Source organism: Bacillus sp. FS02 (assembly GCF_024398395.1).
Classification (GTDB): Bacteria; Bacillota; Bacilli; order Bacillales; family Bacillaceae; genus Bacillus; species Bacillus altitudinis.
The window spans coordinates 1,995,002-2,021,333 of record NZ_CP074101.1 but is presented as its reverse complement, the minus strand read 5'-3'; the positions used below and the strand labels follow the sequence as shown (position 1 = coordinate 2,021,333).

Sequence of the window (26,332 nt, the reverse complement as noted above, 5' to 3'; positions counted from 1 at the left end):
GATTTTCCCTTCTAGATCGACCTTTCATTGTTCTTCTCTCATAGCTAAAATAGCTTTATTTCATATATTCGGCTGGTATTTTCGACCATAAATTTAAAACTAATAGTATCTATCACGTTTTTAGACTTCCAAAAAAAGATTTTAGTCATTTGAATAAACAATCAATCATCGTTACAATATCGTACATCTCATGACATAAGGTCCTTTTTATTACCTCCTGTCAATCACCTCTCTGAAACGATTATATTTTACCAAAAATTGTGATATCGTTTTTTATTGAAACAGGCGAAAGGATGTTAAAGAGGTGAAATTTCCATGACGATCATTTCAGCTGAACAGGTGGGGAACCGTTTAAATGATTGGCGAATTGCCATTCGTAAGCATGATGTACACAATGCAAAGACAATCTACACAGAATTAAAGGAATTACTTCAAGAGATGGAAGAGAATCAGGAGGTCTTGACCTACTATTCATTGCTAGAAGGCAAGTTTAAGCTCATGTTATATGAACGAAGGGGTAAAAAACTGAATGAACCGACAGTGCTAGAATACCCTTCTAAAACAAACGACTTAATTGAATACTATTTTTACCTATATAAAGCCCTTTACGCTTCATATAACAGAGACTATGCATCAGCCATCGGACTGTTTAAAATTGCTGAGAAAAAACTGCAAAACATTCCTGATGAAATAGAAGTAGCAGAATTCCATACGAAGGTCGCAAACCTATATATGATGCTTCGCCAAAGCCTGATTTCACTTCATTATATTCAGAATGCCATCGATATTTTCAAAGGTCATGATGGCTATGAAAGAAGACTGGCAGCAGCTTTTGTGATCGCAGCCACCAACTTCATGGATATTGGCGATTTCAAAAGAGCTGAGAATTACTACACAAAAGCATTACACATCTCAAATCAATTAAACGATCATTTTCTAGCATCACAGCTTTATCACAATATCAGTATTCTATATGCCGAAGCTGGAGAATCAAAAAAATGTATCGATGCCCTAGAAAAGGCTCTTAGTGATGATGACTACCTTTCATCTTGTTATTTCGAACACTCCATGTTTATGTTACTAAAAGAGCTGCTCTCCATTGATGAAAAGTCGCAAGCTCTCTATTATTTTGAATTATTCAAACAAAAACAAGAAATAGACAGAAACCCCATCTATACAGCAAAAATGAATTTTCTCTATCATCTATATTTCACTGAAGACATATCCAAAAAAGCTCAAACCTGTTTCGATGACATCAGTATTCTGAAAGAATTAAAGGATGTTGAAGGTGCCCGTGAATTAAGTGCACTAGCTGCCAAACACTTTGAAGAGCTGGGTTCAATTCACCAAGCATATCTCTTTTTGAAGGATGCCTATCAATTGGAACACACTACACTTAATTGGAGGAATTATGATGAAAAAAGTGAGTTTACTCATTTTCGCTTTAGCCATCGTTGTTTTCGGACAAACGGTGTCTTACAATTCGTTAAATGATACAAATCTTAGCCCAACAGAACGACCTATCGGAACATAAACCGATACAATACAAATAACCACTTGCCTCATTACAAGGCAAGTGGTCCACATTTATTTTAGTTCTTGATAAGAAATGAGGCGGTGAATATGTACCGCCAGATACGTAAGTTCGTCATTTGGAATAACAATACTGTGCACCTGTTTAATATAATCTTTGATTTTGAAAGCCACATCCATCGCTTGAGGATACAAGTGTGCAATTTGTTCAAACAACTCATTTTCTTGATCTGATAATAATTTATTTGCGTAAAATCTTTCAACAAAGAATTTCACATGTGTAATAAATCGGCTGTAATGAATATTCTCTTGATCCATTTTCATATTCAACGTATAGCGGACGAGATTCACAATACTTCCGATCATCTTGGCATACTTCATGCCATCTTTGGAATCGGACTCTTCACCTAACGCATTAATTAAATGAAAGGCGATATTGGCCGCTTCTTCCTTTGGTAATTGTATGCCCAATGTATTGTTGACTAACTCAAGCGCATAATTACCTACTTCAAATTCTTCGGTATAGTAGTTTTTGATTTCCCAGTATACTCGATTTGTAATATTAATATTCTTCTTGTGCCGTTCTACTGCAAAATTCAAGTGGTCCATCAAGGTAAAATAGACACCAGAATTCAGACTTGAGTTTAAGCGTTTTTCAGCATATTGAACAATATGCTGAGTTAAATCGATAAACTCTTGTGGCATTGAATCTAATAGTTGGAGAAATTCCTTCGCTCTCATGTTATCGACAGACATAAACACTTGATCTGCCTTCTTTTCTTCAATCATTTGACCTGGTTTTTGTCCATAACCAATCCCCCGGCCGAATAGAACCATCTCCTGTTGGTTCTGATCTTCAGCCAGAACCACACTCGAGTTTAAAACTTTTTTGATTTTAAACATCGTCATCACCTGTTTTCATGATTGTGGTTTTTCAATCAAGCGATTCACCATTTGTTTCAATGACCTTTTTGTACCAATAAAATGAGTCTTTACGAGAACGTTTTAATGTACCGTTTCCATCGTCATCTTGATCTACATGAATAAACCCGTATCGTTTTGACATCTGTGATGTACCTGCACTAATAATATCAATTGAGCCCCAGCTCGTATATCCGAAGAGGTCAACGCCTTCTTCCACCGCTTCTCTCATTTGGCGGAAATGCTCTTTGAAATAGTTAATACGATAATCATCGTGAATTGATCCATCACTTTCAACAACATCTTTTGCACCCATGCCGTTTTCTACAATGATCAGTGGTTTTTGATAACGATCATATAATTCTATTAAAGAAATTTTCAGACCAACCGGATCAATTTGCCATCCCCAATCAGTAGATGGAAGATAAGGATTTTTAACTCCACGGATGGTATTTCCATCCGTTTTTTCTAATCCTTCATCAGCTGATTCAGTTAAAGACATATAGTAGCTGAACGAGATAAAATCTACTGTATTTTCTTTTAAAATAGAAAGATCATCTGATTCCATTTGGATATGAATGTTTTTTCTCTCAAGCATGCGCTTGATAAGCGGCGGGTATTCACCAAATACCTGAACATCTGCATAGAAATAGTTTTCTAAGTTTTGTTTCAATGCCCGCTCCACATCATTCGGATGACAAGTGTGCGGATACGTTGTTAATTTTGTCAGCATACACCCTACTTGACTGCCTGGTATGATGCGATGACAATCTGCTGTTACGAGTGCAGAGGCAATGAATTGATGATGGAGTGCTTGATAAACCGTCTCTTCCTCTTTCCCTTCTGGGCAGCGATCAGGAATAATTCCTGCTGTAATAAAAGAGTGGCGGTGAATACTATCTATTTCATTAAAGGTCAGCCAATATTTCACATCATGTTTATAGCGTTCAAAACATACATTGGCAAACTTAACAAAGAGATCAACGACTTTTCTTTCAACCCAGCCATTATATTTCACGCTCAGTGCTAACGGCATTTCATAGTGTGACAACGTCACAATCGGTTCTACGTTGTGTTTTTTCATTTCTGCAAATAAACGATCGTAAAATTGGAGTCCTTTTTCATTTGGTTCGTTCTCTTCTCCAGTTGGGAAGATACGGCTCCATGCAATAGAGATGCGAAGAGTTTTAAAACCCATTTCAGCAAATAGAGCCAAATCCTCTTTATAGTGATGATAGAAATCAACACCTCTGCGTTTTGGATACTTTTTATCATCTGGGTCTTTCATCGCTCGATCTATATTTTCAGAAGTAACAGCTAGATGCCCTTCATAATCTTCTACACTCAAATTAGACCTGTACATCGCAATATCAGCAACAGATGGGCCCTTTCCATCTACATTCCAAGCGCCTTCTGCTTGGTTGGCGGCAATGGCGCCGCCCCATAAAAATCCTTTTGGAAAACCTTTTATTGTCGTCATATGTTTAGCCTCCTAATTGGGTGATAACCATCAATGTATCTTGGCGATTGACCTCTTGTAATGGCTGTACCTTAATATCATATTGATCTGTATTCGTGATGACAGCAAGCGTAACTGGATCGTATCCTGCTTCCATGATTTTTTCTACATCAAATTCAATGAGTAAATCCCCTGCTTGTACACGATCTCCTGCCTGCACTTTTGGATAAAAATACTGTCCTTCCAACTGTACAGTATCAATGCCAATGTGGAATAATACTTCCACCCCTTTGTCCGTTTTCATACCAAGTGCATGGTTTGTTTCGAACAGCAAGGTGACCTCACCTTCTACTGGTGCATATAGCGCTCCTTCTGAAGGAATAATGGCAATTCCGTCTCCCATGACCTTTGAAGAGAATATATCATCTTTTACTTCAGATAGAGAGATCATTTGACCAATCACAGGGCTTTTGAAAGTTTCCCCTGCTCCAATTTGTTCAGCAAATGCATCTTGATCATTTGTCTTTTCTTCTACTTGTTTATCCTTACCTAATACAAAAGCAGCGATAAAAGCAACAACGAAGGAAATGACAGCTCCAATGACAGCAAACATTAGATTTCGTGGAAGCTCATCTGATATAAACATCGACATACTTGCTAATCCAGGACCAACAAGTACAAAGGCTTGTATACCAACTAATCCAATGAATATCCCACCAACAAATGAACCAATCATGACACTTCCAAGTACGCGTTTATTTTGAAGTGTCACACCATACAAAGCAGGCTCTGTGATGCCAAAAAATGCTGAAATTCCTGCCGAAATGGCTGTTGATCTGAGTACCTTGTCTTTCGTGCGTAGTGCCACTGCGAAACATGCTCCACTTTCCGCAATATTATGCGCAAGTGATGCTGGTAAATAAAGTGCTTCTTTCCCGAGGTTCCCCATCGTTGTCACTGCATAAGGGACCATTGCTTTGTGCATGCCTGATGCAACCATAAACGGGAGTACCGCTGCTAAGATTGCGACAGCTACCCAGCCTACTGTATTAAACATCGCAAGAATAACGGATGAAAACCCTTGTCCTGCTGTAAAACCAAGTGGTCCTAATAACAGTAACGTAACGGGTACAGTAATGACTAATGACATCATTGGGACAAAGAAAATCCGAATTGGTTTTGGTGAAAATCGTGTGAAGAATTTTTCCATTTGAGCATAAAGCAATACAGAAAGGATTGCCGGAAACACTTGATACGCATAAGCTATATTTTTTACGTCGAATGACATTAATTGCGCACCTTCAGTAAGCATGGCTGTCATGTTCGGAAGAAGGAGTGCACCGACTGCTGATAATGCGACCAGTGGGTTTACCTTTAGTTTATTTGCCGTTGTGACAGCGACTAGTAATGGCAGGAAGTATAGTGGTGCGTCACCCACCATATTCAGTATTTGATAGGTTTGGCCTTTTGCATCCACCCAGCCTAATAAAGAGAAAAGGAGAAGAAATGATTTTAAAATCCCTCCGCCTGCGATAGCCGGAACAAGCGGCTGGAAGACACCCACAATGAAATCTAATAGAACTGTGCCTGCTTTTCTTTTTTCTTTTGGCTGATTGGATGGCATGCTTTGCCCAGACGAGCTGCCGCCCATTAAATTTGTTACCTGTTGATACACTTCAATCACGTCATTCCCAATGACCACTTGGCATTGTCCTGACATTCTGACAGCTATGACACCTGGTGTTTTTTCTAATGCTGGTACATCTGCTTTTTTCTGATCAATTAGTGTGAAGCGAAGTCTTGTTGAGCAGTGCTCAAGGTGCGCAATGTTTTCTTTACCACCTACATGCTGCAAAACGTCTTTGGCGACTTGTGTGTAATCCATTTTTTCTCCTCCTTTTCTCATACATGAGACCTATATTTTGTCAATAAAAAAAGGACCTAAAACGACAAATTAAAGAAATTCATCGTTTTTAGATCCTGCCTGCATGACCAGTCACATGTCTAATTTATTTATATTGGATTTGTTTTTAGTATATATTGATTATATGAAAGCGTCAACATTTATTTTTCTGAAATTTATTAAGGTCTATATACCCAAAATGCTTTTCTTTATTTACTTAAAGCAACTCTTTTGTTCCTTCTATCATCAATCAACAAAATGTTTCTCCATAAAAAACCAGATAAGTTGATTCACTCATCTAGTTTAAGATCACCTATTTTCTCTTTTCTTCTGCTTTCTTTTTAAATGCTTTCGCTTGTTTTTCATATTCCTTTTTCGTGACAGCTTTTAACTCTACTGAATCGCCTGTCATGATATATGGTCTAGGGAGTTTTTTAAATTCCTGATACGTGAAAGCTTTTATCTCTATAGTACCGTTAGTCTTTTTAATTGGCAGTTTGATTGATTTTGCATCTCGATCAGTCGAACCTATAATGACACCTCGTTCAATTATAGGATCGTAGCTCATGTCTAAATAGTCTCCACCATCAGTTTCGCCCCCGACCTCTAATTTCATTTCTTTATAGGGCTTACACCCTTCTTCAGAAACAGTTGTTATTAGAAAAGTGCCGAGCCATCCATTCTCAATATGCATGCTTTCCACTTGTAAAAATAGTTGTTTGTCCTCTGCCGTATATAGAAAACCATATACCTTCGCCACTTTATCCCTGAAGTGTCTCATATTGTCATAAAATCTAGTTTCTGAAGTATCAACTAGATGTTGATGTCGAACTTGAATTTTTTTGTGATACGAATCTAGCTTTTTTCGATTGATTGCTTTATATATCCTGCTTTTCTTATCACCTTGTTTTTTTACAGATAGGTCTTTCCCAGACATTTGAACTTCGTATATGATTGTTTCTTTGCCTTGTTTGACTCGAAATTCATAACCGTTTTCCTTTGAACTCCCGGACACTACATATTGTTTTTTATATATTTTGGGATCCCACCATATTTCTTCTATATACTTTTCATTCAAATGCCCCGTTACTTTGCCTTTATTCTCAGATATCTCAAGCCAGCTCATTTTATCCTTCGTTTTATACGCAAATGCATAGGCATGATTCAATGAATTCTTTTGTGCAATTGCTTGATATGCTGTCCAGCCGCCTCCACCTAAGATGAGTACTGCCAGGATAGACACGACCCACATTTTCAATTTACTCATAGGTACCTCCACTAATATATGATTTAAAAAATCTTCATTATCCCTATTTATTCAACTAAATTCTGATCGCCCTGAAATGCCATTCACAACAATCATCTGTTCCAACACGATCTACTTTTGCCATTCTTTCGCCTTCTTTTTGAATGCTTCCGTTTGTTCTTGATATTCCTCTTTCGTGACCGCTTTAAATTCTATAATCCCGCCTGCCATTTTAAAAGGAAATTTAATGTATGTTGCGTCTCGGTCAGTTTCCCCTAAAATAAAACCCTTTTCAATTGCAGGATAAGTACTCAAATCAAACATCATCCCATCTGAAACTCCACCGGCTGTATGTTTCGTTTCTTTATATGGTTCACCACCATCTCCTGGAACCTTTCTCATTAGAAAAGAACCTGCCCATTCAGACTGCATATACATTCGTTTTACTTTTAAAAATAGTTGGTATGAACCATCCTCTGCTGTATACAGATAACCATAAGCGCCTGTTACTTTCTTAATGAAGTTTCGTACATAATCATGAAATCTATTTTCCGTGTCATCCATCAGTTTCTCATATCGAGTATGAATGTCCTGTTGAACAGTACGTAGGTTTTTTTGATCAATTGCTTTGTATGTGATGCTGTGCTTTTCACCTTGTTTTTTCACAGAAAGATCTTTTTCGGCAAGGTGAACTTCATATGTGACCGTTTCTTTCCCTTGCTTCACATAAAATTCGTAACCGTTTTCAATTGATTTTCCGGTTAATTGATATTTGTTGATAAATAGATTGGGATCATAATGCCTTTGCGGATTTTCCTCTAAAATGGTTTCGTTCAGCTGGCCTGTTACTTTTCCGTTTCTCTCCGTTACCTTGAACCAGTTCACACGATCATGAGTCTTATATGCAAAGGCGTAGGGATGTTCAAACCACTCTTTTGTGCGATTGCTTGATAGGCTATCCAGCCGCCTCCACCAATCAGTAGTACCGTCAGAATAGTCATGATCCAGATTTTCGATTTACTCATATGTCCCCCCCAAACTATGATCGTTCATTCTATATGAAGGATTCATCTCATTGATTAACAAATCAGTGATCTCTTCACCTCCTTTCTAGCATTTATTTTTTTCTCATACCTCTTGTATCTGCAGTTATACATCGTTTATTATATATCTAAATGATATATCTTTTAGATAGGTGTGTTGATCAATGAAAAAATACAATGATACGACGTATGCGATTTTGGGGATTTTAACGACAGATTGTAAGTCTGGGTATGAAGTGAAGCAATTAATTGATAGGAGCTTGCATCACTTTTGGAAAATTAGTTATGGACAAATTTATCCAGCTTTAAAGTTAATAGTCGAGGAAGGGCTTGCGAAGGTTTCACCCACTTCTACAACTGGCCGCTCAGACAAGCGGGAATATCATCTAACTGAAAAAGGGCTGGACACGTTGAGGCAATGGCTGGCGCAGCCGCTCGATCAAGTACCATCAGAACGAAATGAGGTGTTATTAAAGTTATTTTTTGGTCAATATCTTTCGTTTGAGAAAAAATTGGTGCTTTTACAGGATTATGAGAGGCAGCTCCGTATCCGTTATGAGACATATGTTGCGATTGAACAAAACATTCAAGAGCTGTATCCAGATGAAGCTGATGCGAAGTATTGGCTGTATACGTTAGATTACGGAAAGAAAGTGGCGCAGGCTGGAATTGATTGGTGCGTGGAGACCTGTGAATCGATGAAGAAAGAAGGGTGAACAAATGAAAAAAAATATACGTGCTGGCAGGTATACAACAGACAATTCTGAGCCGATTGTTGTGTTCATTATCGGAATGAGAATCAATAAACGCTGGGCTGTCCATCAATGGCTGCCAGTATTTAAGGCGATGCCGGGGATGATCAAAGAACTTTATACACATCAAGAAGAACTTGGTTTTCTCGGGACAGAAAATTACTTCGGTTTACGCACCACTACCATGATCCAATATTGGAAATCAACAGAGGACCTCCTTGCCTACGCCAAGATGGAGAAGCATTTGGCTGCTTGGAAAGGATTTAACCAAAGAGCACGAAATAATGACGCGGTCGGAATTTATCATGAAACGTATCAAATTCAAGCCGGCTCATATGAATCTATCTACGTGAACATGCCTTCATATGGATTGAGCCAAGCGAAAGCGCCCATCCTAATTGGAAAAGGGAAAGGAAAAGAAACTGCAAAAGAACGCCTTTCTACAACAAATTCCTAGAGCTGATTCTCTAGGAATTTCTTTTTGCAACCATCACAAAATGTTTTAATATGCGGGCAGTTAATCCCCAAATGGTGTAACGATCGTAATCATAAAACCACTCCTCAATCGAACGACTCCCCCAGCTGTATTTTTCACCATTCATGATTTTTTCATAAGGAAAGTCCTCTCCTGGTGTTGGCTGCACCGATACATGGTGTAAGTACGGTTCGTATTGGCTGAGCCATGATAGAGGCACAGTAAAGGTCTCATCTACTTCTTCTTGATTAAAGGAATGTTTGACCTGCTGTTCATCAATGATCCCGACAAATGGATATACCACAAAGGATGGTGAGGCTATATAAGGGCTGAGCTGTCCTAAAACCTTGACGGATTCGGGCGGAATCCCTAGTTCTTCATATGTTTCCCGCAGTGCAGCTTCTTGTGCAGTTTCGCCGCCGTCGAGTTTGCCTCCTGGGAAGCTAATATCGCCAGGCTGTTTTCTCATCGTCAGTGATCGCACTTCAAATAAAACATGCCATTCCCCGTTTACTTGCACCAAAGGGACAAGGACTGCCGCTTTGAACGCTGTCTCTTCTCCGATAAATAGCGGCTGTGATTGATGTAAGTCACTTTTTAATTGATCAATGAACATGGGCATCACCTATTTTCTGTTTCTCTTTTCTTTAGCGTATCATTGATTCTCTTTTGAATAAAGGCGATCTTTCTGACAATTATTTTTATCATTTTGACAACTATACTTGTCAAAATGAATATAATACTTTACAATCAAGATAACATTTTGATCAGAGTTGAGGTGACAGAATGAAAAATCGGCTAAAAGAGCTGCGGGCACGTGATGGTTTAAACCAAACGGAGCTTGCGAAACGGGCAAAGGTTTCCCGCCAGACGATCAGCTTAATGGAACGAGATGAATTAATGCCGTCTCTCTTACTTGCTATGAGGCTTTCACGTATTTTTCAAGAACCCATTGAACATATTTTTCTATTCGAGGAGGATGAACTCACATGAAAACTGTATACAAAATGCTCTTAGGTGCTCTCCTTGGTTTTCTCGGTGCTTACTGTTTGCTGGCAGCCGAATTTGAGCTGACACTTCTGCAAGCTGCATTTGAGGCGACCCTTGTCATCACTGGCTTGACAGTTCTATTCATCATTTATTGTTTTTCAGGCATTTCACGCATGAAGAAAAGAGTCTCTCTTTCAGTATCTGGTGATGAGGAAGATGAACTAGAGGCAAAACAGTACCGAACCTTTACTGATGTAACGTTAGCTAATACGGTGAGTACCATTTTATCGATTATTGCAATTGGTATTTCCATCGTAACCGAGCAGCCACTCTGGCTGATTCTCGCAAATGCTGCCTTATTTTTGATCACCGTCATTCTTTCTTATGCATCGATCTCTGTCCTAAAGCTCGTCTATCCTAATCGTCACCTACCTAGTCCAACCGATAAAGATTATGGCAAAAAACTGCTCGCCATTTCTGATGAAGGCGAAAAGCATGTGATGCTCGATGGGCTTTTTCACACTTTTCAAATGATGAATATTTTATTGACTGGTGCCATGTTTATTTTGATTGTCTATTCTCTTGGCGCCAATCACTCTCAGCTCTTCTCTATCATCGTCGTTGGACTTGTTCTGATCATTCTTAATGCATACTATATGTTGAAGATTCGAAATCGTTAAATAAGCAAAAGCACAGTCATTTAAAAAGGCTGTGCTTTTTTCGTTCATTATGCTGAACGACGTTTCTGTCGTGCATAAATCAAAAATAAGAACCCAAACCATACGGGTGTCAATAACAGGGCTGGACGTGTCGCATCAGCGAAAAGCATGATGACAAGAATGGCAGCAAAGAGCACAAGAACCGCTATATTCACAAAAGGTGTAAATGGCGCTTTAAAGGTAGACGCCTTATGCAGTTCAGGACGTGTCTTTTTATATTTCAAATGACATATTAAAATAATACTCCATACCCAAATGAAACAAATGGCACTGATTGTTGTCACAATACCAAAGGCTTGTTCAGGAATTAGCTTGCTTAAAAGAGCCCCTACTGACACCACAATTGTCGAAACAAACAGGGCATTACTTGGAACAGCATGTTTATTTAGACGGCCAAAGGATGCCGGTCCTTGTTTTTGATGACTGAGATTATACAAAATTCGGCTCGTTGAGAACATACCGCTATTACAAGCAGACGCCGCAGATGTCAGGACGACAAAGTTGATGAGTCCCGCCGCTACTGGTATCCCAATGAGCCCAAAGGTTTTCACAAAAGGACTTTCTGATGCACTGAGTTCTGTCCATGGGTTGATGCATAGTAATACAAAAATCGCACCTACATAGAAAAAGAGAATTCTTAATGGAATTTTATTAATCGCAGACGGGATATTTTTTTGCGGATTCGCTGTTTCTGCTGCTGACACACCGACAAGTTCCACGCCCACATACGCAAAAATCACCATCTGGAATGACAATAAGAAGCCTGTCACACCATTTGGAAATAATCCTCCGTGTGACCACAGATTCGTTACCGTCACGGGCCCTGCATCTGTTTGAAAACCAATGATTAACAGGACAATTCCAACGCCAATCAACAGTAATATCGTAATCACTTTAATAAGTGCAAACCAAAATTCCATTTCTCCAAAAAGCTTCACCGTTAATAAATTAAATCCTAGCAAAATCAATAAACAAATAATAGCAGGAATCCACTGCGGAATATCAAACCAGTACTGCACATACACCCCGACCGCAATAACATCCGCCATCGCTGTCATAATCCAGCAAAACCAATACGTCCATCCTGTCACAAAGGAAGCCCATGGTCCAAGATAATCCTCTGCTATATCCGTTAAAGATTGATAGCCCGCCTTAGATAAGAGCAATTCTCCAAGTGCCCTCATGACAAAAAAGATGGCCATTCCGACAATTAAGTACGCAAAAATGATCGATGGTCCTGCCAATTGAATAGCCTTTCCAGACCCTAAAAATAGCCCAGTTCCAATCGTTCCGCCAATGGCAATTAATTGAACATGACGGTTTGATAAATCTCGCTTTAACTCTTGTTGTGCCAATTTCAACACCCTCCTACGACACGATCCTATACTGAAATAATGAACTCACAAAAAGTCCATAAAAAAAGAGATTGGATGCGCTCCAATCTCACGGTCATAAAAGAATAGCAAAATAGAGAAAAGCAATACACAGTATGATCCATGCATCACAAATACAATATTTCGTACTCTTCTGTCCTTTTGCCTGAGATTGTGAACCCTTCGGCGCCGCACATACATGCGGTCTCTCCAGAAGCTGCTCCTGCCATAGTGTGACCCACAGCAATCATAGCCTTCGATATTTACTTTAAATGTTGCTATTTCTGAATAATTTTATATTTTACGCCTCTAAAAGAAAGCTGTCAATGGTAATCTTTTAAGATGTTGTTTCCTCCTTATCTGAAGCTGATATGACATCACTTCATCAACACCCCTTGATTAAGGTATAATGAAACAAAGAATGTTCGGCTCGTTTGGTGGAGACATCCATCTTGATGATGAACCATAGTTAGGCAATCCAATGAAGTTGGTGAAGACAAATGAAAAAAATGAACAAACAGCGTGTGACATTACAAGAAGTCGCTCGGCATGCCGGTGTATCGACTTCAACGGCCTCACTCGTTGTTCGCAACAACCCTAGGATCTCTGAAGCCACCCGGAAAAAAGTGCTGCAATCCATGGAGGATTTGGGATACGTGTACGATCGCGTCGCTGCCAATATGCGGTCGAAAAGTTCAAATATTGTAGGTGTGATCGTCACGGATATTTCAAACACCTTTATTTCTGAATTTTTAATCGGTGTGCAAACCACACTTGAATCACTTGGCTATACCGTTTTACTTGGGACAACCTTTGATAGTGTAGATAAGCAGGAGCGGCTCATCTCCACAATGGTAGAGCACCGAGTGGGTGGAATCATCTTAAATCCAGCATCGAAAAGTTCGACACGAACGGTGAAACAGTTAAACAACATTCGCACACCAAAAGTATTGGCAAACCGTGAATTAGCAGATGTCCATTGTGATTATGTCGGCGTTGATTATGAACAAGGCACTTGGATGGCGGTCCGTCATCTTCTTCAAAAAGGGCATCGCCGCATCGCCTTCTTAGGTGGAATCAAATCCTCCTCAACTTGGATTGAACGGATGAAAGGGTTCAAAAGAGCCCATGATGATGAAGACATAACGATGGATGAATCTCTTATTATTGATATGGTGCCTACCCGTGAAGGCGGGAAAGAAGCCCTTGCCCAAGTGATTGACCTTCCCGAACCACCTACTGCTATTTTTTGCTTCAGTGATTTAGTGGCGTTTGGGGTGATTCAAGAATTGGCAGCGCGTGACATCAAGCCTGGTGAAGACATTGATGTAGTTGGGTTCGATAACATCCCTGAAGCGGAGATGTATCACCCGCCGCTCACCACAGTCTCATCATTTCCACGATCCATTGGAGTCAAAGCAGCCAACCTTTTGTATCATAAAATGAACGAGCAGGATGAAGAACTGCAGCGATTGATATTAAAGCCTCAACTTCATATTCGAGAAACCTCGACATGATCATGAAAAGGAGAATTGCAAAGCGATTTTCCTTTCAGATTGTTGACAAAGGGCTAAAATGAACTTTATTTTAGCCCTTTGTCTTCTTTTCAGCGTGATAGAAAACCTTTGCAGTCTAGGAAGGACGAGCACCGGAGCAGAGCGAATTTGACATTCGTGAGCACCGGAGCGCAGGACTGACAAAGAATGCGAGGGTTTGTCTACACGCTGAAAGGAGAATTGCAAAGCGATTCTCCTTTTTTTATTGAGCAAGTCAACTATTTCTTTATTACATTTTTCTTTTTTTAAATCGCAAAGTCATAAACTTGACACATTTTAAACGCAGGAGTATATTTATCTCGTTGCTTCTTTTAGTATATCGTTATACCTTTTGTGAACATATCGTTATTTATGATATCAACTACAGTTAAAGATGGATCTTTTGATTCTGATCAAATCGAGGAAGTCCATCAACTTATGATAACTGTTATTATTTTTAATTATTTAGTAGAACGATGTACTTATTTGAAGAACAGATGAATATTCATTATTTTTTCATCAATCACACAAGGGGTGTTGTGATGGACTTAATATTATTTACGTTTAAGGAAATAACAAAGGGTAACAAGAATTTGGCCCGAACAGGGTTTCAAATATAGGAGTGGGAACATGAAAAATCCATACATTAAATCATCACTTGGCATGTACTTAAACTATTTCATGCTAGGCATGATCAATATTATTGTGGCATCAAACATGGAAAGCTTATCTGAACGCTACCATGTAGATATTCCAAAAATCAGCTTGCTTGTATCAGCAATCGGTATCGGTAAATTAATTGCTCTCTTTTTCTCTGGCCGGCTGGCAGACAGCTGGGGGCGAAAACCTGTCATTATTACAGGTAACTTTCTCTACTTATTATTCTTAATTGGGATTCCAACGACGACCAATTATACATTGGCTTTCATTTTTGCCATTTCCGCAGGGATTGCAAACTCATTGCTTGATTCAGGGACATATCCTGCTTTGACAGAGTCATTTCCTAAAAAAGCAAGTTCAGCTTCTGTATTAGTGAAGGCGTCTGTATCAATTGGTGCGACTGTTCTTCCATTTATCTTGGCATTCCTTATCGCACATGACATCTTCTGGGGCTGGGCATTCTTTGGTCTAGGACTTCTTTATTTACTTGTAGGCATTTACTTGATCTTTATGCCGTTCCCAAATCATAAGCAAACGGCTTCTCAAAACGATCTTCCCGTTCAAGAGCAAATGAAGGAAGAACCGAAAATGTTTGGTGAAGGTTTAGCTGTTGTACTTATGGGATTCACGTCTACTGCATTATTTGTCGTATGGCAAACTTGGCTTCCACAGCTCGGGTTGAAATTGATTGGGCTTGGCTCAGGACAAGCGACACAGCTTCTTTCTTATTTTAGTATTGGTGCACTCGTATCTGTTCTATTGCTTTCAATCGTATTAGATAAATTCATTTCACCAATTATGGTCGCTATTATTTACCCAATCGGGGCATTCCTTGCCATGCTTTCACTATTTCAAATCGAAACATACGGCATTGTCATTGTTAGTACCTTTTTCTTAGGATTATTTACAGCCGGCATTTTCCAGTTGGCGATGAGTATTATGATGAAATTATTCCCTACAAACAAAGCAACAGCTTCATCATATGTCAACATTGCGGCAAGCTCAGCGTTTATCCTTGTTCCGCTTATTACAAGCGGACTCGTTAGCACGTACGATATTAAAATGACTTTATTCTTCGATATGATCATTGCGGTCATCAGCGTATTGTTAGCAGTCTTTGTTTTACGACGCATGAAAAAATTGTTTAGATAATTAAAGGAGATGTCAATCATGACAAACATACATGAACGTAATATTGATGGAAAAACAAAATTAGTCGGTCTTCTTGCAACACCAATCGGGCACAGCCTGTCACCACGGATGCACAACCTTGGCTATACACTAACAGGAATCAACTATGCTTACCTTGCTTTTGAGGTAGGAAATGATGAACTAGAAGCAGCAGTAAACGGGATGAAAGCAATGGGTGCAGCTGGATTTAACGTATCCATGCCGAACAAAATGAAAGTGCTCGATTACTTAGATGAACTAGATGATTCTGCAAAATATACTCGCGCAAGCAACACAGTTGTGAACAAAGATGGCAAGCTGGTTGGCTACAACACAGATGGTCTTGGTTACGTAAGAAACTTAATTGAACATGGCGTTGAATTAGCTGGACAAAAGGTTACACTTGTTGGATCTGGCGGCGCTGCAACTCCGATTGCCATTCAGCTTGCACAATCAGGTATTCGTGAAATTAGTATTTTTGCTCGTAATGACCAATACTTTGTTCAAGCAGAAGAAAATGTAAATTACATCAACAACGAAATGAAATCATTCGGTGTCAAAGCGAATATCTTCCCACTTGAAGACAAAGACGCTTTCCGTCGTGAAGTAGCTGAAAGTGCGATCTTAGCAAACGGGACAAGCCTTGGCATGAAACCATTAGATGAGCTCAGCATTATTGACGATACCCTTGATGTATTACGCAAAGACTTAATCGTGACAGATGTCGTCTACAACCCGCAAAAAACAAAACTTCTTGCTCAAGCACAAGAAGCTGGTGCCAAAACGATTAACGGTCTTGGCATGATGCTATGGCAAGGTGCCCTTGCGTACAAACTGTTTACTGGCGAGGATATGCCAGTTGAACAAGTGAAACAAATTCTATTTGAAAATGACCGTTTCTAAACGAAACACAGAAAAAAGACGACCTCCGCTTTGGAAGTCGTCTTTTTTTATTCGTGTATCATAATCCGGCGATATCGATTGAGGATATACATCGCCCCGATGATCGCAACAACAGCGACACCCGCATCAAATATAAAGATTTGCAAAATCGTAGCGTGGGTTTCGATCAAACCAGTGACAACCGGAATCACAATGGCGGACACTCCGCCTGCAGTTGAGATAATTCCTGTCATCGTCCCTTTGTTTTTCCAGAAGAACTCAGCCATTACGGTTAACGTCAGCTGAAAGACACCAGCTGTTGAAAAGCCCAATACAAATGCATTGACGGTTCCGATGACTGGAGACTTCACGACCAATAGCACACAGATAGAGGCTAATGTAATGATCGGATAGAGTAGCAGCACGGTGACCGGACGAACAATGCGGCGCAAAAGAAATGCGAGCAATAAGACAGACAGCAAACCGCCCATGCTATAGTAACTAAGCAGCTTCACAGCACTGCCAGAAGCCATCCCCAAAATTTCCTCACCGTACGTAGGCAGCCAAATCTGTGGCAAGGCGTACAGACCATTTGATGTAAAACTGATCACAATCAGTGCGACCCCTTCTCTCCATAACGTAGGCTCTGATGAGAAACGTGGAAGTCCATCATGCTCCGTCACCTGAACTTGCTCCACCTTGCGATGATTCGGAAATGGCAATGTCCACAGCATGATCACATTCACTAAATAGATAAAAGCAGGTACAAAAAACGCAAATCCATAAAACAGATCATGCTCTGCTAAAAAGAAAATAGCGAGCGGCAGAATGGTCGCCCCAATCGAAATAAACGCCTTCACCATCACATTTGCAGATCCCGAGTTTTGAGGAAAAGCTTCCATTAAAGCCGGATACGTCCCTGCATCCATCGCCGAATTCGCCACCCCTGCCAAAATCGCAAACGCAAACGCGATTTGATAATTCGGAGACAATGGGATTCCGATGAGGAACACCGCCATCAGCACCCCCGAAACCAAAATGACCGGCTTTCGTCCAAAACGATCTGACAGTACGCCCGATAAACCATACGTGAGCACCCTGCCAATACCGAGTGCAGATATCATATAACTTATCCCCGCACTATTTGTATCTAATTGTTTGATCAAAAATGGCATATTAGAAGCCAAAATAATATTGACCATACCTAATAAAAAATAATTGATATAAAGACTAGAAGCCGTTCTCAAATACGGATTCCTCATGCTGACACACCCTCAACACATTGCAATGAAGTGACAAATAATGGTTACGCTTACAAGATTCATGCGTGAGGAGAAACAGCTTTGCAACCTTCACGTACTTGAAACATCTCATCATTTCATGCGGCTCACAGCTTACATGCCCTTCATTTATCAAGCATCTCTTCAAATTTTCACTAGCTCTTATTTTATATGAATGTGAAAGGTAATGATAGTGAATTGCTTAAATTTGAGGGAAATGCATATCCATATGCATATCTTTTCTTTTACGAGCTGAAACATTCATCAATAAAAAATAGGAGTGGGTATACACCACTCCTTAAAAGATTTCTGACACATCTATTCGTTCATTTCCAGTCCATTTTGACGAATCACATTCTGGTACCAGTAAAAACTTTTCTTAGGTGTGCGATTTAATGTTCCATTTCCATCGTTATCTTGATCAACATGGATAAACCCATAACGTTTTTCCATTTCTGACGATGAATAGCTGATTAAATCAAGAATCCCCCAGCTCGTGTACCCCATCAATTCGACTCCATCCTCAATCGCTTCTAACATCTGCTGGAAATGCTGTTCATGATAACTAATACGATAATCATCATTGATCGTTCCATCCTGCTCCACCTGATCGTTTGCTCCTAATCCGTTTTCAACAATAAATAGCGGTAATTGATAGCGGTCGTATAGATCATTTAAAGAAATACGAATACCAATAGGATCGATCTGCCATCCCCACTCACTCACTTCTAAATAAGGATTCTTTACGCCACCTATCGTATTTCCGCTGACCGTTTCCATCCCTTCACTGTTTTCAGTAGCAACAAGTGAATTGTAATAACTAAAAGAAATAAAATCGACGGTATGAACCTTTAATAACTCGTCATCTCCTAGCTGTTTCTCAATGTGAATGTTTTTTTCTTTGAACAGTCGATGGATAAAACGTGGATACTCCCCGCGCACCTGTACATCTGTGAAGAACATATTAAATTGATTGTTCTTCGATGCCTTTAAAACATCTTTTGGATTACAAGAATAAGGATACGTTGTTAATTTCGTCAGCATACAGCCAATTTTTGAACCCGGGATCATTTCATGGCAATACTTCACTGCCAGAGCACTTGCAACAAATTGATGATGTAGCGCTTGATAAACAGCCTGCTCTACATTATCAAAACGCTCTGACACGATTCCTCCACTTGTAAACGGATGGCGAACAATGCTATCAATTTCATTGAAAGTCAGCCAATACTTGACTTTATCTTTGTATCGATCAAAGACCACTCGACTAAATTTCACAAAGAAATCAACAACAATGCGGTGAGACCATCCACCATATTGATTGACTAAGTATAGCGGCATTTCATAATGAGATAGCGTAACGAGTGGTTCAATATCATGTTTCTTCATTTCATCGAATAAGCGGTCGTAAAACAATAATCCCGCTTCATTCGGCTCTTCTTCATCTCCATTTGGAAAAATACGTGTCCAGGCAATCGAGACACGCAACGTCTTTAATCCCATCTCTTTGAAGAGCGCCATGTCTTCTGGATAACGATGATAAAAATCGACACCTCTTCGTTTCGGATAACCTTCAGCGGTATCTGCACGCATCGCTTGTTGAATTTGTTCTTCATCCACTTTATTGTGCTTTTTATAGTCAGACTTGCTGAGGCCTTTTTTAAAAATCGACACATCAGCAGTCGATAGCCCTTTTCCGTCTACATTCCATGCACCTTCTGCTTGATTAGCCGCAATAGCGCCACCCCATAAAAAACCTTCTGGAAACTTTCTAACTTGATTAGACATCTCTCTTCCTCCCTTAAGACGATCCATTATTTCTTAAAACCACTCGATTGACATGAATAATTAAATACATTTTTTCGTCATTGGATATGGTGTAATCCACATTTGTTTTAATATATTTCTCGATTTTCTCCACACATTTCACTTCTTCAGGGTATTTCCTCATGATTTGATCGATTAAATCATGGTCATCTGTTTCAAGCATTTTGTTCTCCAGCAACCGCTGAACAAAGAACTGTAAATGTGTTAAAAACCTGGAGTAATTAATCGTATCTGTTGGAATATCGATCTTATAATGCATTTTAATGATGTTTAGAATATCTTTGACCATATTGGTCATCATCACGATTTGATTCAAATTGTCTTCTGTCTGCTGCGCATTTACTAGATGAAAAGCAATATTCGCTGCTTCTTCTTCCGGTAATTGAATACCTAGTTGTTTTTTTATTAGATCGAGTGCGTGCATACCAATGCTAAATTCCTCGGGGTAAAATTTCTTCACTTCCCAAAGCAGGCGATTTTGTATCGTGAGATGTTCCTTAAAGCGCTTTGTAGCCATAAAAAGGTGATCTGTTAGAGAAATATAAAGATGCTCATTTAAGTGTGTGGATAATCGATGCTTCGCATAGGAAATAATCTCATCCGTTATGATTAAAAATTCCTCTGGAGTCTCTCTCATGAGCTCAGCTAAATCATTTGACGTGCTTTGATCTTCTAGCACATAAATCTTTTGTATATCTTCCTCTTGAATAAGACTGCCAGGCTTATTTTTAAACCCGATCGCCTTCCCCATTACGATGATTTCCTTTCCATCATCTCGTTTAGCGAGAACCACACTGGTATTCAGCACTTTTATAATTTCCATACCATATCACCTTCCTGGTTACATTCAAAATCTATTTATAAGACAGTTAAAAGTGGCTGCTGATGACCAGAAGGATTGGTTTTTCCCTCTTGGGTTAAAATTTCTAAATAATCAGCCGAATTTGTAATGATCACTGGTGTTGTTGTGTCATAACCAGCCTTTTGTATACTCTGATCATCAAATTCAATTAAAAGCTGGCCTTGCTTTACTGTATCACCTTTTTGAACATGTGAAGTAAAATATTGTCCATTTAAGTTAACGGTATCAATCCCAATATGAATAAGAACTTCAACACCTAAGTCTGACTTTAGACCAATCGCATGATTTGTATGGAAAATCATTTCTACTTGCCCATCAAATGGAGCTACTACTTTTCCATCGCTAGGTTGGATCGCTGCCCCCTTACCCATCACTTCTTCAGAAAATACTTTATCATTTACTTTCGCTAATGGGATGACAGCTCCTTTGATCGGTGCATAAATGACCTCACGATTTCTTGTGTTTTCTGTTGTAGAGATAGGCTCATTGCTCTTCTGGACGACTTCATTTTCTGCATCTTTAAAGCCAATGACGTAAACAGCAATAAATGCGACTACCGCTGAAATGACTGCACCAATAATGGCAAACGTAAAGTTTGAAGTCCCTTTTTCAATGAAAATCGGCATAGTGGCAATTCCAGGTGAAACCATGACAAACGCTTTCAGTTTAATTAATCCAACAAATATACCTGAAACCCCTGCTCCAATCATACATGCGAGTAATGTTTTCTTAAGCTTTAAATGGACACCGTATAATGCAGGTTCTGTGATGCCAAATAAAGCAGAAATGCCTCCGGACATCGCAATTTGTTTTAACTTAGGATCTTTTGTTTTAAATGAAACTGCCAAAGCACCTCCACCTTGTGCAAAATTCGCCGCTAACATGGCTACTCCAATGAGCGCATCATATCCAGGCGAAGCAAGGGAAGCGATAACAACTGGATAGAACACCTTCTGCATGCCAAACATCACGATAAAAGGTAAGAAAACAGCTAAAATTGCAACAGCCGCCCATCCCGCAGTTTGTTGTATCCATAGCACTCCCGCTGCTAACCCTGCGCCCAGATACATACCGAGCGGCCCTAGAAACAGTAAACCAATCGGCGCGACAATGATCATTGTGATTAAAGGAACCATAAAAATTTTGACGGGTCCCGGTGATAATTTATCCGCAAGCCTTTCAACATAGGACATAAGCCAAACAATCAATATAATTGGAATAACCGATGCGCCATAAGATACAGCTTTCAAGGGTATTCCAGCAAAAGCAACTGGATCGCCACTGCTAAACAAAGCTGTTAAGTTAGGATGTAATAAAACCCCAGCCAAAGCCATGGATACCATAGGGTTTGTGCCAAATTTTTGCGAGCTTGTATAGGCTAACAAAATCGGCAAGAAGAAGAACGCCGCATCTGAAATGATTTTCAACACCAAATAGGTCTGGCTATCTTCTTTCATCAAATTCAGCATCGGCAACAAAATCAACAAAGCCTTCAACATACCAGCACCGGCAATTGCAGGGATAATTGGTGCAAAAATGCCAGTGATTAAATTGGCAAAACGATTGAAGTATCCTTTGAAGCTATGATCTTTATTCTGGACAATTTGCCCGCTTGCTTCTGGGTTGTGATCAATAAGCTTTGCAAATTCTTTATAGACATAACCTACATCATTTCCAATAATAATTTGATACTGACCTGCTGTATCCGCTACTTGAATAACGCCATCAAGACGACTAATTTCTTCAGAGTTTGCACGTGAAGAGTCTTTTAATGTCAGCCTTAATCTCGTCATACAGTGGATCGCATTTTGAACATTTTCACTTCCACCAATATGCTTTAGAATGTCTTGAGCTAAGTCTTTATGGTTCATCAAAGTCACCGCTTTCATTTTTAATTATAGGAGCTCAGGCAACAAAAAAAGACCTGGATTGGGTGGGAATATACAAATACAGATATCCCATCCAATCTAGGTCTTGCCTGCCGAACAGTAACACGCCTTATTGAATGTACGCATTATTCTATTTTTAGCTTTTCATCGTTTCATGAAACCGCTTTTAACATGTTAATATCACTATAGTAAGTAATTTTTTAAACAAAAGCAACATTTTTCTTAAAAATCAAATAAAAAATGAATAAATATAGATCAAAGAGTCTGTTTTTATCAACCAAATGTACCTTTTCAGATGACTGATAGAGTGAGAAAGAATAAAACAAACTAAAAACGATGTCAACCTGACACCATTGAGAAACCCTGACTATCAAGAAAACCTTATCTCTTCGTCTCTACATCCCACTTTTAATCTCACAGCCCCAAATACTAAACTCATAAAAATATTCTGTACGCTCTATGCATAATCCAAAATGAAAATCCTCTGCTATTAAAATGAAATCTCCGTATCCACTTAAAAATTTGGTTTGCTCAAGAAGTTGATTTAAATGATGAAACACTTCATCCACATTTACTAAAAGCGCTTCAATTTCATGATCTCGGAAAAAAAGCAATCTCCCTTGTTTAGGAGTCTCTTTTATCCTCCCGACCATTTCATTTAACATTTGTGTAGACTTTTCAATATGCTCTAGATCGTTGTCTCCATGTATTTGACTTTTATGTTCTCTCGATTGCAGGAAAGTAAATACCTTCTGACAAAAAAATTGATTCTCTTCGACCTCCAAAAAAGGGGGTTCTGGAAGTGTCATATAACTTAATTCGTTTATTAAGTGCTTTCTTCTGCTTTTTCTTTTTAAGGTTTCGATTTTTGTTTTTCCTTTATTATTCATAGGAGCACCTCCACAAGGCGTATAAACATTGCTCTCTAGACATCTCCCCCTTGAAAATTCCACCAGGCTACACGGTGGAATGAACTGATTTCTAGATAACTATGCTTTTTTTCAAAATTTCCGGATATAAATCTAGGAAATCAATATAAATGGGGACTTTGTATAATTACATGTACGTAATAATGAATCTTATGTTGTTTAAAATCCCGAATAAATACATTCCTACTTACTCTTTTTACAATGTGACATTTTTCATCAGTGTAAATTAAATAATCTTGATCAGTATAAAACCAATCAAGATCTTATTTCATCATTAAATTTCAGCAATAACGGACTAATTTGAATGTATTTTTGAAATGAAATCTCGAAGAACTGTCTTTGCTGGTAGGTTCGCAGTAGTAGTCAACATTTGATTTATACGTTCTGTAATCTGAGGATGTTTCAGTACTATTTTTTTACCCTCTTCAATAGGATAACTTCTTAATGTATCAATACAAATCTCAAATAATTCCGCATCATTAGTATTCAGCAAATCCAATAAAATATGAAACTCATATTCATTGCACTCATTATCGAGACAGTACGCAATTTTTCGCTGCCACTCTATTAGTTTATTGAGTACCTGTTTTGATAGTTCTCCCCAATCGTTTAGGCTAAAATACAAGAGTATCTCACTTACTAGTATTTATCAGCGGATAAAATTTTATCCAGTTCTATATACATTTTTAATGCTCCAATGATGGTTCCACATATTTTGCTTTTTAAGCATTGTTTGGTTTTTATTCATTATAAGACCACCACCATAGAAACGGCAAAACAGAGAAGCAATAGCCTTATTAACCTCGTAGAAATACATACAGTTTTATTTCCACCAGTTATATGTAATTTCTTTTAAATGAAATTCTATAAAATCTATCACTTTGCTATAGTCATCAGAGCTAAACTCCTGAATAGGATTGTCCCAATCTGTATTTTTAACTATTAGAACAAGATAGTTGCCATCTGAAGATAAATCGGGATACCAACCTAAGTCCAATGTTATTGATGATTTCTCATGATAAAGCTGTAACAAACTTTCAGTGAACATAAACCATCTTTCATCTTCTGTTTCTAACTTTCTAGGGTCAATTTCCCAAAAATGATTATAACGGACATTCCAACCTTCAGTTATCCTCAAGGGATGAATGTTTACTTCCGGAATATCAAGTTTCACATGCTTTCTCATCTTTATCCGACCTCTTTGTTAATTTTATAGTTATTTTATTCCTAATTTGTTTAAATACTTATTTAATCTATCACCAGCTATTGGATGACCGTGATACACATTACCACTCGTTAGTTCTCCTCTAATCCAACTAGTAGATTTTCCATTATCATAACCAACAACTTTACCAGTATCATAAATGAAGTAAAAATTATTATTGCCATTATCAATGATATGCCCTCTTTGAAGAGCTTCTTTTTCTATCACTTTATTATTTATTTCAGGTAGGTATTGAGCATTTCGTCTTCCGGTTTCACTAAAACGTTTCGCTTCTTCGGCAGTTCTAGCCTTTAAATGCTTATTATCATGATGAGAATATACTGCACTATTTATCTTTATTCTAAAATCTTTTCTACCATAATAACTTTTATGAGCAATTTCATCATGCCTTTTTGAAATATTAGGTATACCTGAACTCTTTACACCCATCTTCCCATGAAACCCTTTTGCCCCAAACGGCAAAAGCATCCCAAGCGCTGCATTCATACTCGCTTCCTGCTGTTCTTTCGAGATCTTATTTCCAAACATATCTCGACCCGTAATCGCTTCGCTGAAGCCGTTTGTTGCGGTGAGGCCATATAAGCCTTTTTGTGATGTTTTCAGGGCGTCAAAAGACTTCTGTGATGTCTTGTAAATGTCTACTGCTCTGACTGCGGCGGACGTGGCTTGAGTCGTTTTATAAACGGCTTTACCGCCTTTGAAAATACGTCCTGCCCAGCCGACGATCGGGATGTATCCTGCTGCAGCCATGCCTCCTGCGGCGACTCGCTGTCCTGCGGTGAGTTCTTCACCTGTGATCGGATCGACACCTGTTGCAGCACGTTTTGCATCGTTCACGCCTGTCAATTCATTGACAATATTTCCTCCGTAATCAAGAGCTTTTTCATACCACGGACGGTTGGCGAGCGCTTCTTGTTCCTTTGCGATCTTGCGGGCTTCTTCTTGATCTTTTTTGATTTTTAGATATTCAGAAGTTTGCTTCTCAATATCGCTTTTTGCCTTGTAGATTTCGCTATTTTGATACGCTTTCTTGTCAAAATTCATAGGCGAAATGGATTTTCCGTCATTTGTGGCATTGATCATTTCTGCGTACAATGCCATTGTAGCCTTCTCCTCAGTCTCTGACAAAGCATATTCATCTTTTAGATTTTGATCAAGTTCTATTAAATCTTTAACCGTTTTCTTGCGTTCATCTTCCGCATCTGCAATCTTTTCGTCAAAGGTTTTACTATCAAATACCTCCAGAGAAATGAGGTCATCAATATCTTGAAAAATCGTTTTGAGTGCCTTTTTTTGATCCTTTACAATGCTTTTGGCGTTTTTGATGCCCATATGTACAGCGTTGTCTAAAAAGTGTTCTTCTACAAAGGTATCGCCGCCAAAGTTTGTATCATCAAGCGTTCCAGAAACACCTTCATGAAAGGCTTTTTGTTTATCAATGAAGCTAATAAACATGTCCACATTTCCTGCGAGCTCTTTGTAGAAGCTTTTAATGTTATCGGCACCTTTTCCAGTGAAGTCGTCACCGAGGTTGGCAACACCTTGTAATGCCTTTTTTAAATCTATCATTTGTTCGCGGAGTTCCTGATAGTGTTTTGCCCTTGTATCCATGGCACTGGTTAGTGCTTTTGCATCAAGTATCTTGCCCAGAAGAAGCCA

General features: G+C 38.9%; 21 protein-coding genes, 1 pseudogene and 1 riboswitch. Of the genes and pseudogenes, 8 read left to right on the top strand and 14 right to left on the bottom strand.

The genetic code is table 11. The features are described from left to right. Nucleotides 1-315: 315 nt before the first annotated feature. Nucleotides 316-1,494: a response regulator aspartate phosphatase gene (locus tag KFQ09_RS10265; protein ID WP_017359930.1), complete on the top strand. Its 1,179-nt coding sequence runs from the start codon at nt 316-318 to the stop codon at nt 1,492-1,494. A gap of 93 nt (nt 1,495-1,587) precedes the next feature. Here the strand turns inward: KFQ09_RS10265 and KFQ09_RS10260 are convergent, their stop codons facing one another. The 5 genes and pseudogenes from KFQ09_RS10260 to KFQ09_RS10240 all read right to left on the bottom strand — a co-directional run bounded on the left by KFQ09_RS10260 (nt 1,588) and on the right by KFQ09_RS10240 (nt 8,087). Continuing rightward, nucleotides 1,588-2,436 (bottom strand): PRD domain-containing protein, encoded by an 849-nt coding sequence (locus KFQ09_RS10260; RefSeq protein WP_008347382.1) that lies wholly within the window; start codon nt 2,434-2,436, stop codon nt 1,588-1,590. Between the two features lie 31 nt (nt 2,437-2,467). Beyond that, nucleotides 2,468-3,934, bottom strand: coding sequence for a glycoside hydrolase family 1 protein (locus KFQ09_RS10255; protein ID WP_255835647.1), 1,467 nt, complete (start codon nt 3,932-3,934; stop codon nt 2,468-2,470). A 4-nt stretch (nt 3,935-3,938) separates the two neighbouring features. Continuing rightward, nucleotides 3,939-5,798: a beta-glucoside-specific PTS transporter subunit IIABC gene (locus KFQ09_RS10250; RefSeq protein ID WP_255835646.1), complete on the bottom strand. Its 1,860-nt coding sequence runs from the start codon at nt 5,796-5,798 to the stop codon at nt 3,939-3,941. Nucleotides 5,799-6,129: 331 nt separating this feature from the next. Then, nucleotides 6,130-7,083: a hypothetical protein gene (locus tag KFQ09_RS10245; RefSeq protein WP_255835645.1), complete on the bottom strand. Its 954-nt coding sequence runs from the start codon at nt 7,081-7,083 to the stop codon at nt 6,130-6,132. A 111-nt stretch (nt 7,084-7,194) separates the two neighbouring features. Further along, a pseudogene (locus tag KFQ09_RS10240) lies at nt 7,195-8,087 on the bottom strand (hypothetical protein). Nucleotides 8,088-8,269: 182 nt separating this feature from the next. Between KFQ09_RS10240 and KFQ09_RS10230 the strand changes: the two are divergent. Next, nucleotides 8,270-8,821: a PadR family transcriptional regulator gene (locus KFQ09_RS10230; protein ID WP_060832788.1), complete on the top strand. Its 552-nt coding sequence runs from the start codon at nt 8,270-8,272 to the stop codon at nt 8,819-8,821. A gap of 4 nt (nt 8,822-8,825) precedes the next feature. Further along, nucleotides 8,826-9,314, top strand: coding sequence for a DUF4188 domain-containing protein (locus KFQ09_RS10225; protein WP_008347392.1), 489 nt, complete (start codon nt 8,826-8,828; stop codon nt 9,312-9,314). A 10-nt stretch (nt 9,315-9,324) separates the two neighbouring features. On the opposite strand, the gene KFQ09_RS10220 is transcribed toward KFQ09_RS10225, so the two are convergent. Then, nucleotides 9,325-9,948 carry an NUDIX hydrolase gene (locus KFQ09_RS10220; RefSeq protein WP_255835642.1) on the bottom strand — a complete coding sequence of 208 codons (624 nt, stop codon included), beginning with the start codon at nt 9,946-9,948 and terminating at the stop codon, nt 9,325-9,327. A gap of 170 nt (nt 9,949-10,118) precedes the next feature. Here KFQ09_RS10220 and KFQ09_RS10215 point away from each other — a divergent pair, with 170 nt between their 5' ends. Beyond that, entirely contained in the window at nt 10,119-10,325 is a 207-nt protein-coding gene (locus KFQ09_RS10215; RefSeq protein ID WP_008347396.1) for a helix-turn-helix transcriptional regulator, read from the top strand. Further along, on the top strand, nt 10,322-11,002 hold the full coding sequence (locus KFQ09_RS10210) for a DUF3169 family protein (protein WP_041092666.1): 681 nt from the start codon (nt 10,322-10,324) through the stop codon (nt 11,000-11,002). Before KFQ09_RS10215 ends, KFQ09_RS10210 begins: the two co-directional genes overlap by 4 nt. A 47-nt stretch (nt 11,003-11,049) precedes the next feature. On the opposite strand, the gene KFQ09_RS10205 is transcribed toward KFQ09_RS10210, so the two are convergent. Continuing rightward, a complete protein-coding gene (locus tag KFQ09_RS10205) occupies nt 11,050-12,396 on the bottom strand; it encodes an amino acid permease (protein WP_047946697.1) in 1,347 nt (448 codons plus the stop codon). Between the two features lie 162 nt (nt 12,397-12,558). Next, nucleotides 12,559-12,638, bottom strand: a riboswitch (glycine riboswitch). Between the two features lie 276 nt (nt 12,639-12,914). Between KFQ09_RS10205 and KFQ09_RS10200 the strand changes: the two genes are divergently transcribed. From KFQ09_RS10200 to KFQ09_RS10190, 3 genes are all read left to right on the top strand, one after another. After that, nucleotides 12,915-13,931, top strand: a complete 1,017-nt coding sequence (locus KFQ09_RS10200; protein ID WP_035390058.1) for a LacI family DNA-binding transcriptional regulator — start codon at nt 12,915-12,917, stop codon at nt 13,929-13,931. Between the two features lie 648 nt (nt 13,932-14,579). Next, nucleotides 14,580-15,761 carry an MFS transporter gene (locus KFQ09_RS10195; RefSeq protein WP_007497314.1) on the top strand — a complete coding sequence of 394 codons (1,182 nt, stop codon included), beginning with the start codon at nt 14,580-14,582 and terminating at the stop codon, nt 15,759-15,761. Nucleotides 15,762-15,779: 18 nt separating this feature from the next. Beyond that, nucleotides 15,780-16,682 carry a shikimate 5-dehydrogenase gene (locus tag KFQ09_RS10190; RefSeq protein ID WP_008344408.1) on the top strand — a complete coding sequence of 301 codons (903 nt, stop codon included), beginning with the start codon at nt 15,780-15,782 and terminating at the stop codon, nt 16,680-16,682. A gap of 47 nt (nt 16,683-16,729) precedes the next feature. Here the strand turns inward: KFQ09_RS10190 and KFQ09_RS10185 are convergent, their stop codons facing one another. The 7 genes from KFQ09_RS10185 to KFQ09_RS10155 form a co-directional block, all read right to left on the bottom strand. After that, nucleotides 16,730-17,923 carry an MFS transporter gene (locus KFQ09_RS10185; RefSeq protein WP_249476663.1) on the bottom strand — a complete coding sequence of 398 codons (1,194 nt, stop codon included), beginning with the start codon at nt 17,921-17,923 and terminating at the stop codon, nt 16,730-16,732. A 336-nt stretch (nt 17,924-18,259) separates the two neighbouring features. Continuing rightward, nucleotides 18,260-19,729 carry a glycoside hydrolase family 1 protein gene (locus KFQ09_RS10180; protein ID WP_255835641.1) on the bottom strand — a complete coding sequence of 490 codons (1,470 nt, stop codon included), beginning with the start codon at nt 19,727-19,729 and terminating at the stop codon, nt 18,260-18,262. 13 nt (nt 19,730-19,742) lie between these two features. Further along, entirely contained in the window at nt 19,743-20,591 is an 849-nt protein-coding gene (licT, locus tag KFQ09_RS10175) for a BglG family transcription antiterminator LicT (protein ID WP_017359941.1), read from the bottom strand. 35 nt (nt 20,592-20,626) lie between these two features. Then, a complete protein-coding gene (locus KFQ09_RS10170; protein ID WP_148779893.1) occupies nt 20,627-22,501 on the bottom strand; it encodes a beta-glucoside-specific PTS transporter subunit IIABC in 1,875 nt (624 codons plus the stop codon). Between the two features lie 413 nt (nt 22,502-22,914). Next, nucleotides 22,915-23,409 carry a YxiF family protein gene (locus KFQ09_RS10165; protein WP_017359943.1) on the bottom strand — a complete coding sequence of 165 codons (495 nt, stop codon included), beginning with the start codon at nt 23,407-23,409 and terminating at the stop codon, nt 22,915-22,917. An 862-nt stretch (nt 23,410-24,271) separates the two neighbouring features. After that, nucleotides 24,272-24,634, bottom strand: a complete 363-nt coding sequence (locus KFQ09_RS10160; RefSeq protein WP_046527526.1) for a hypothetical protein — start codon at nt 24,632-24,634, stop codon at nt 24,272-24,274. 30 nt (nt 24,635-24,664) lie between these two features. Further along, nucleotides 24,665-26,284, bottom strand: a complete 1,620-nt coding sequence (locus tag KFQ09_RS10155) for a ribonuclease YeeF family protein (protein WP_230680563.1) — start codon at nt 26,282-26,284, stop codon at nt 24,665-24,667. Nucleotides 26,285-26,332: the final 48 nt, after the last annotated feature.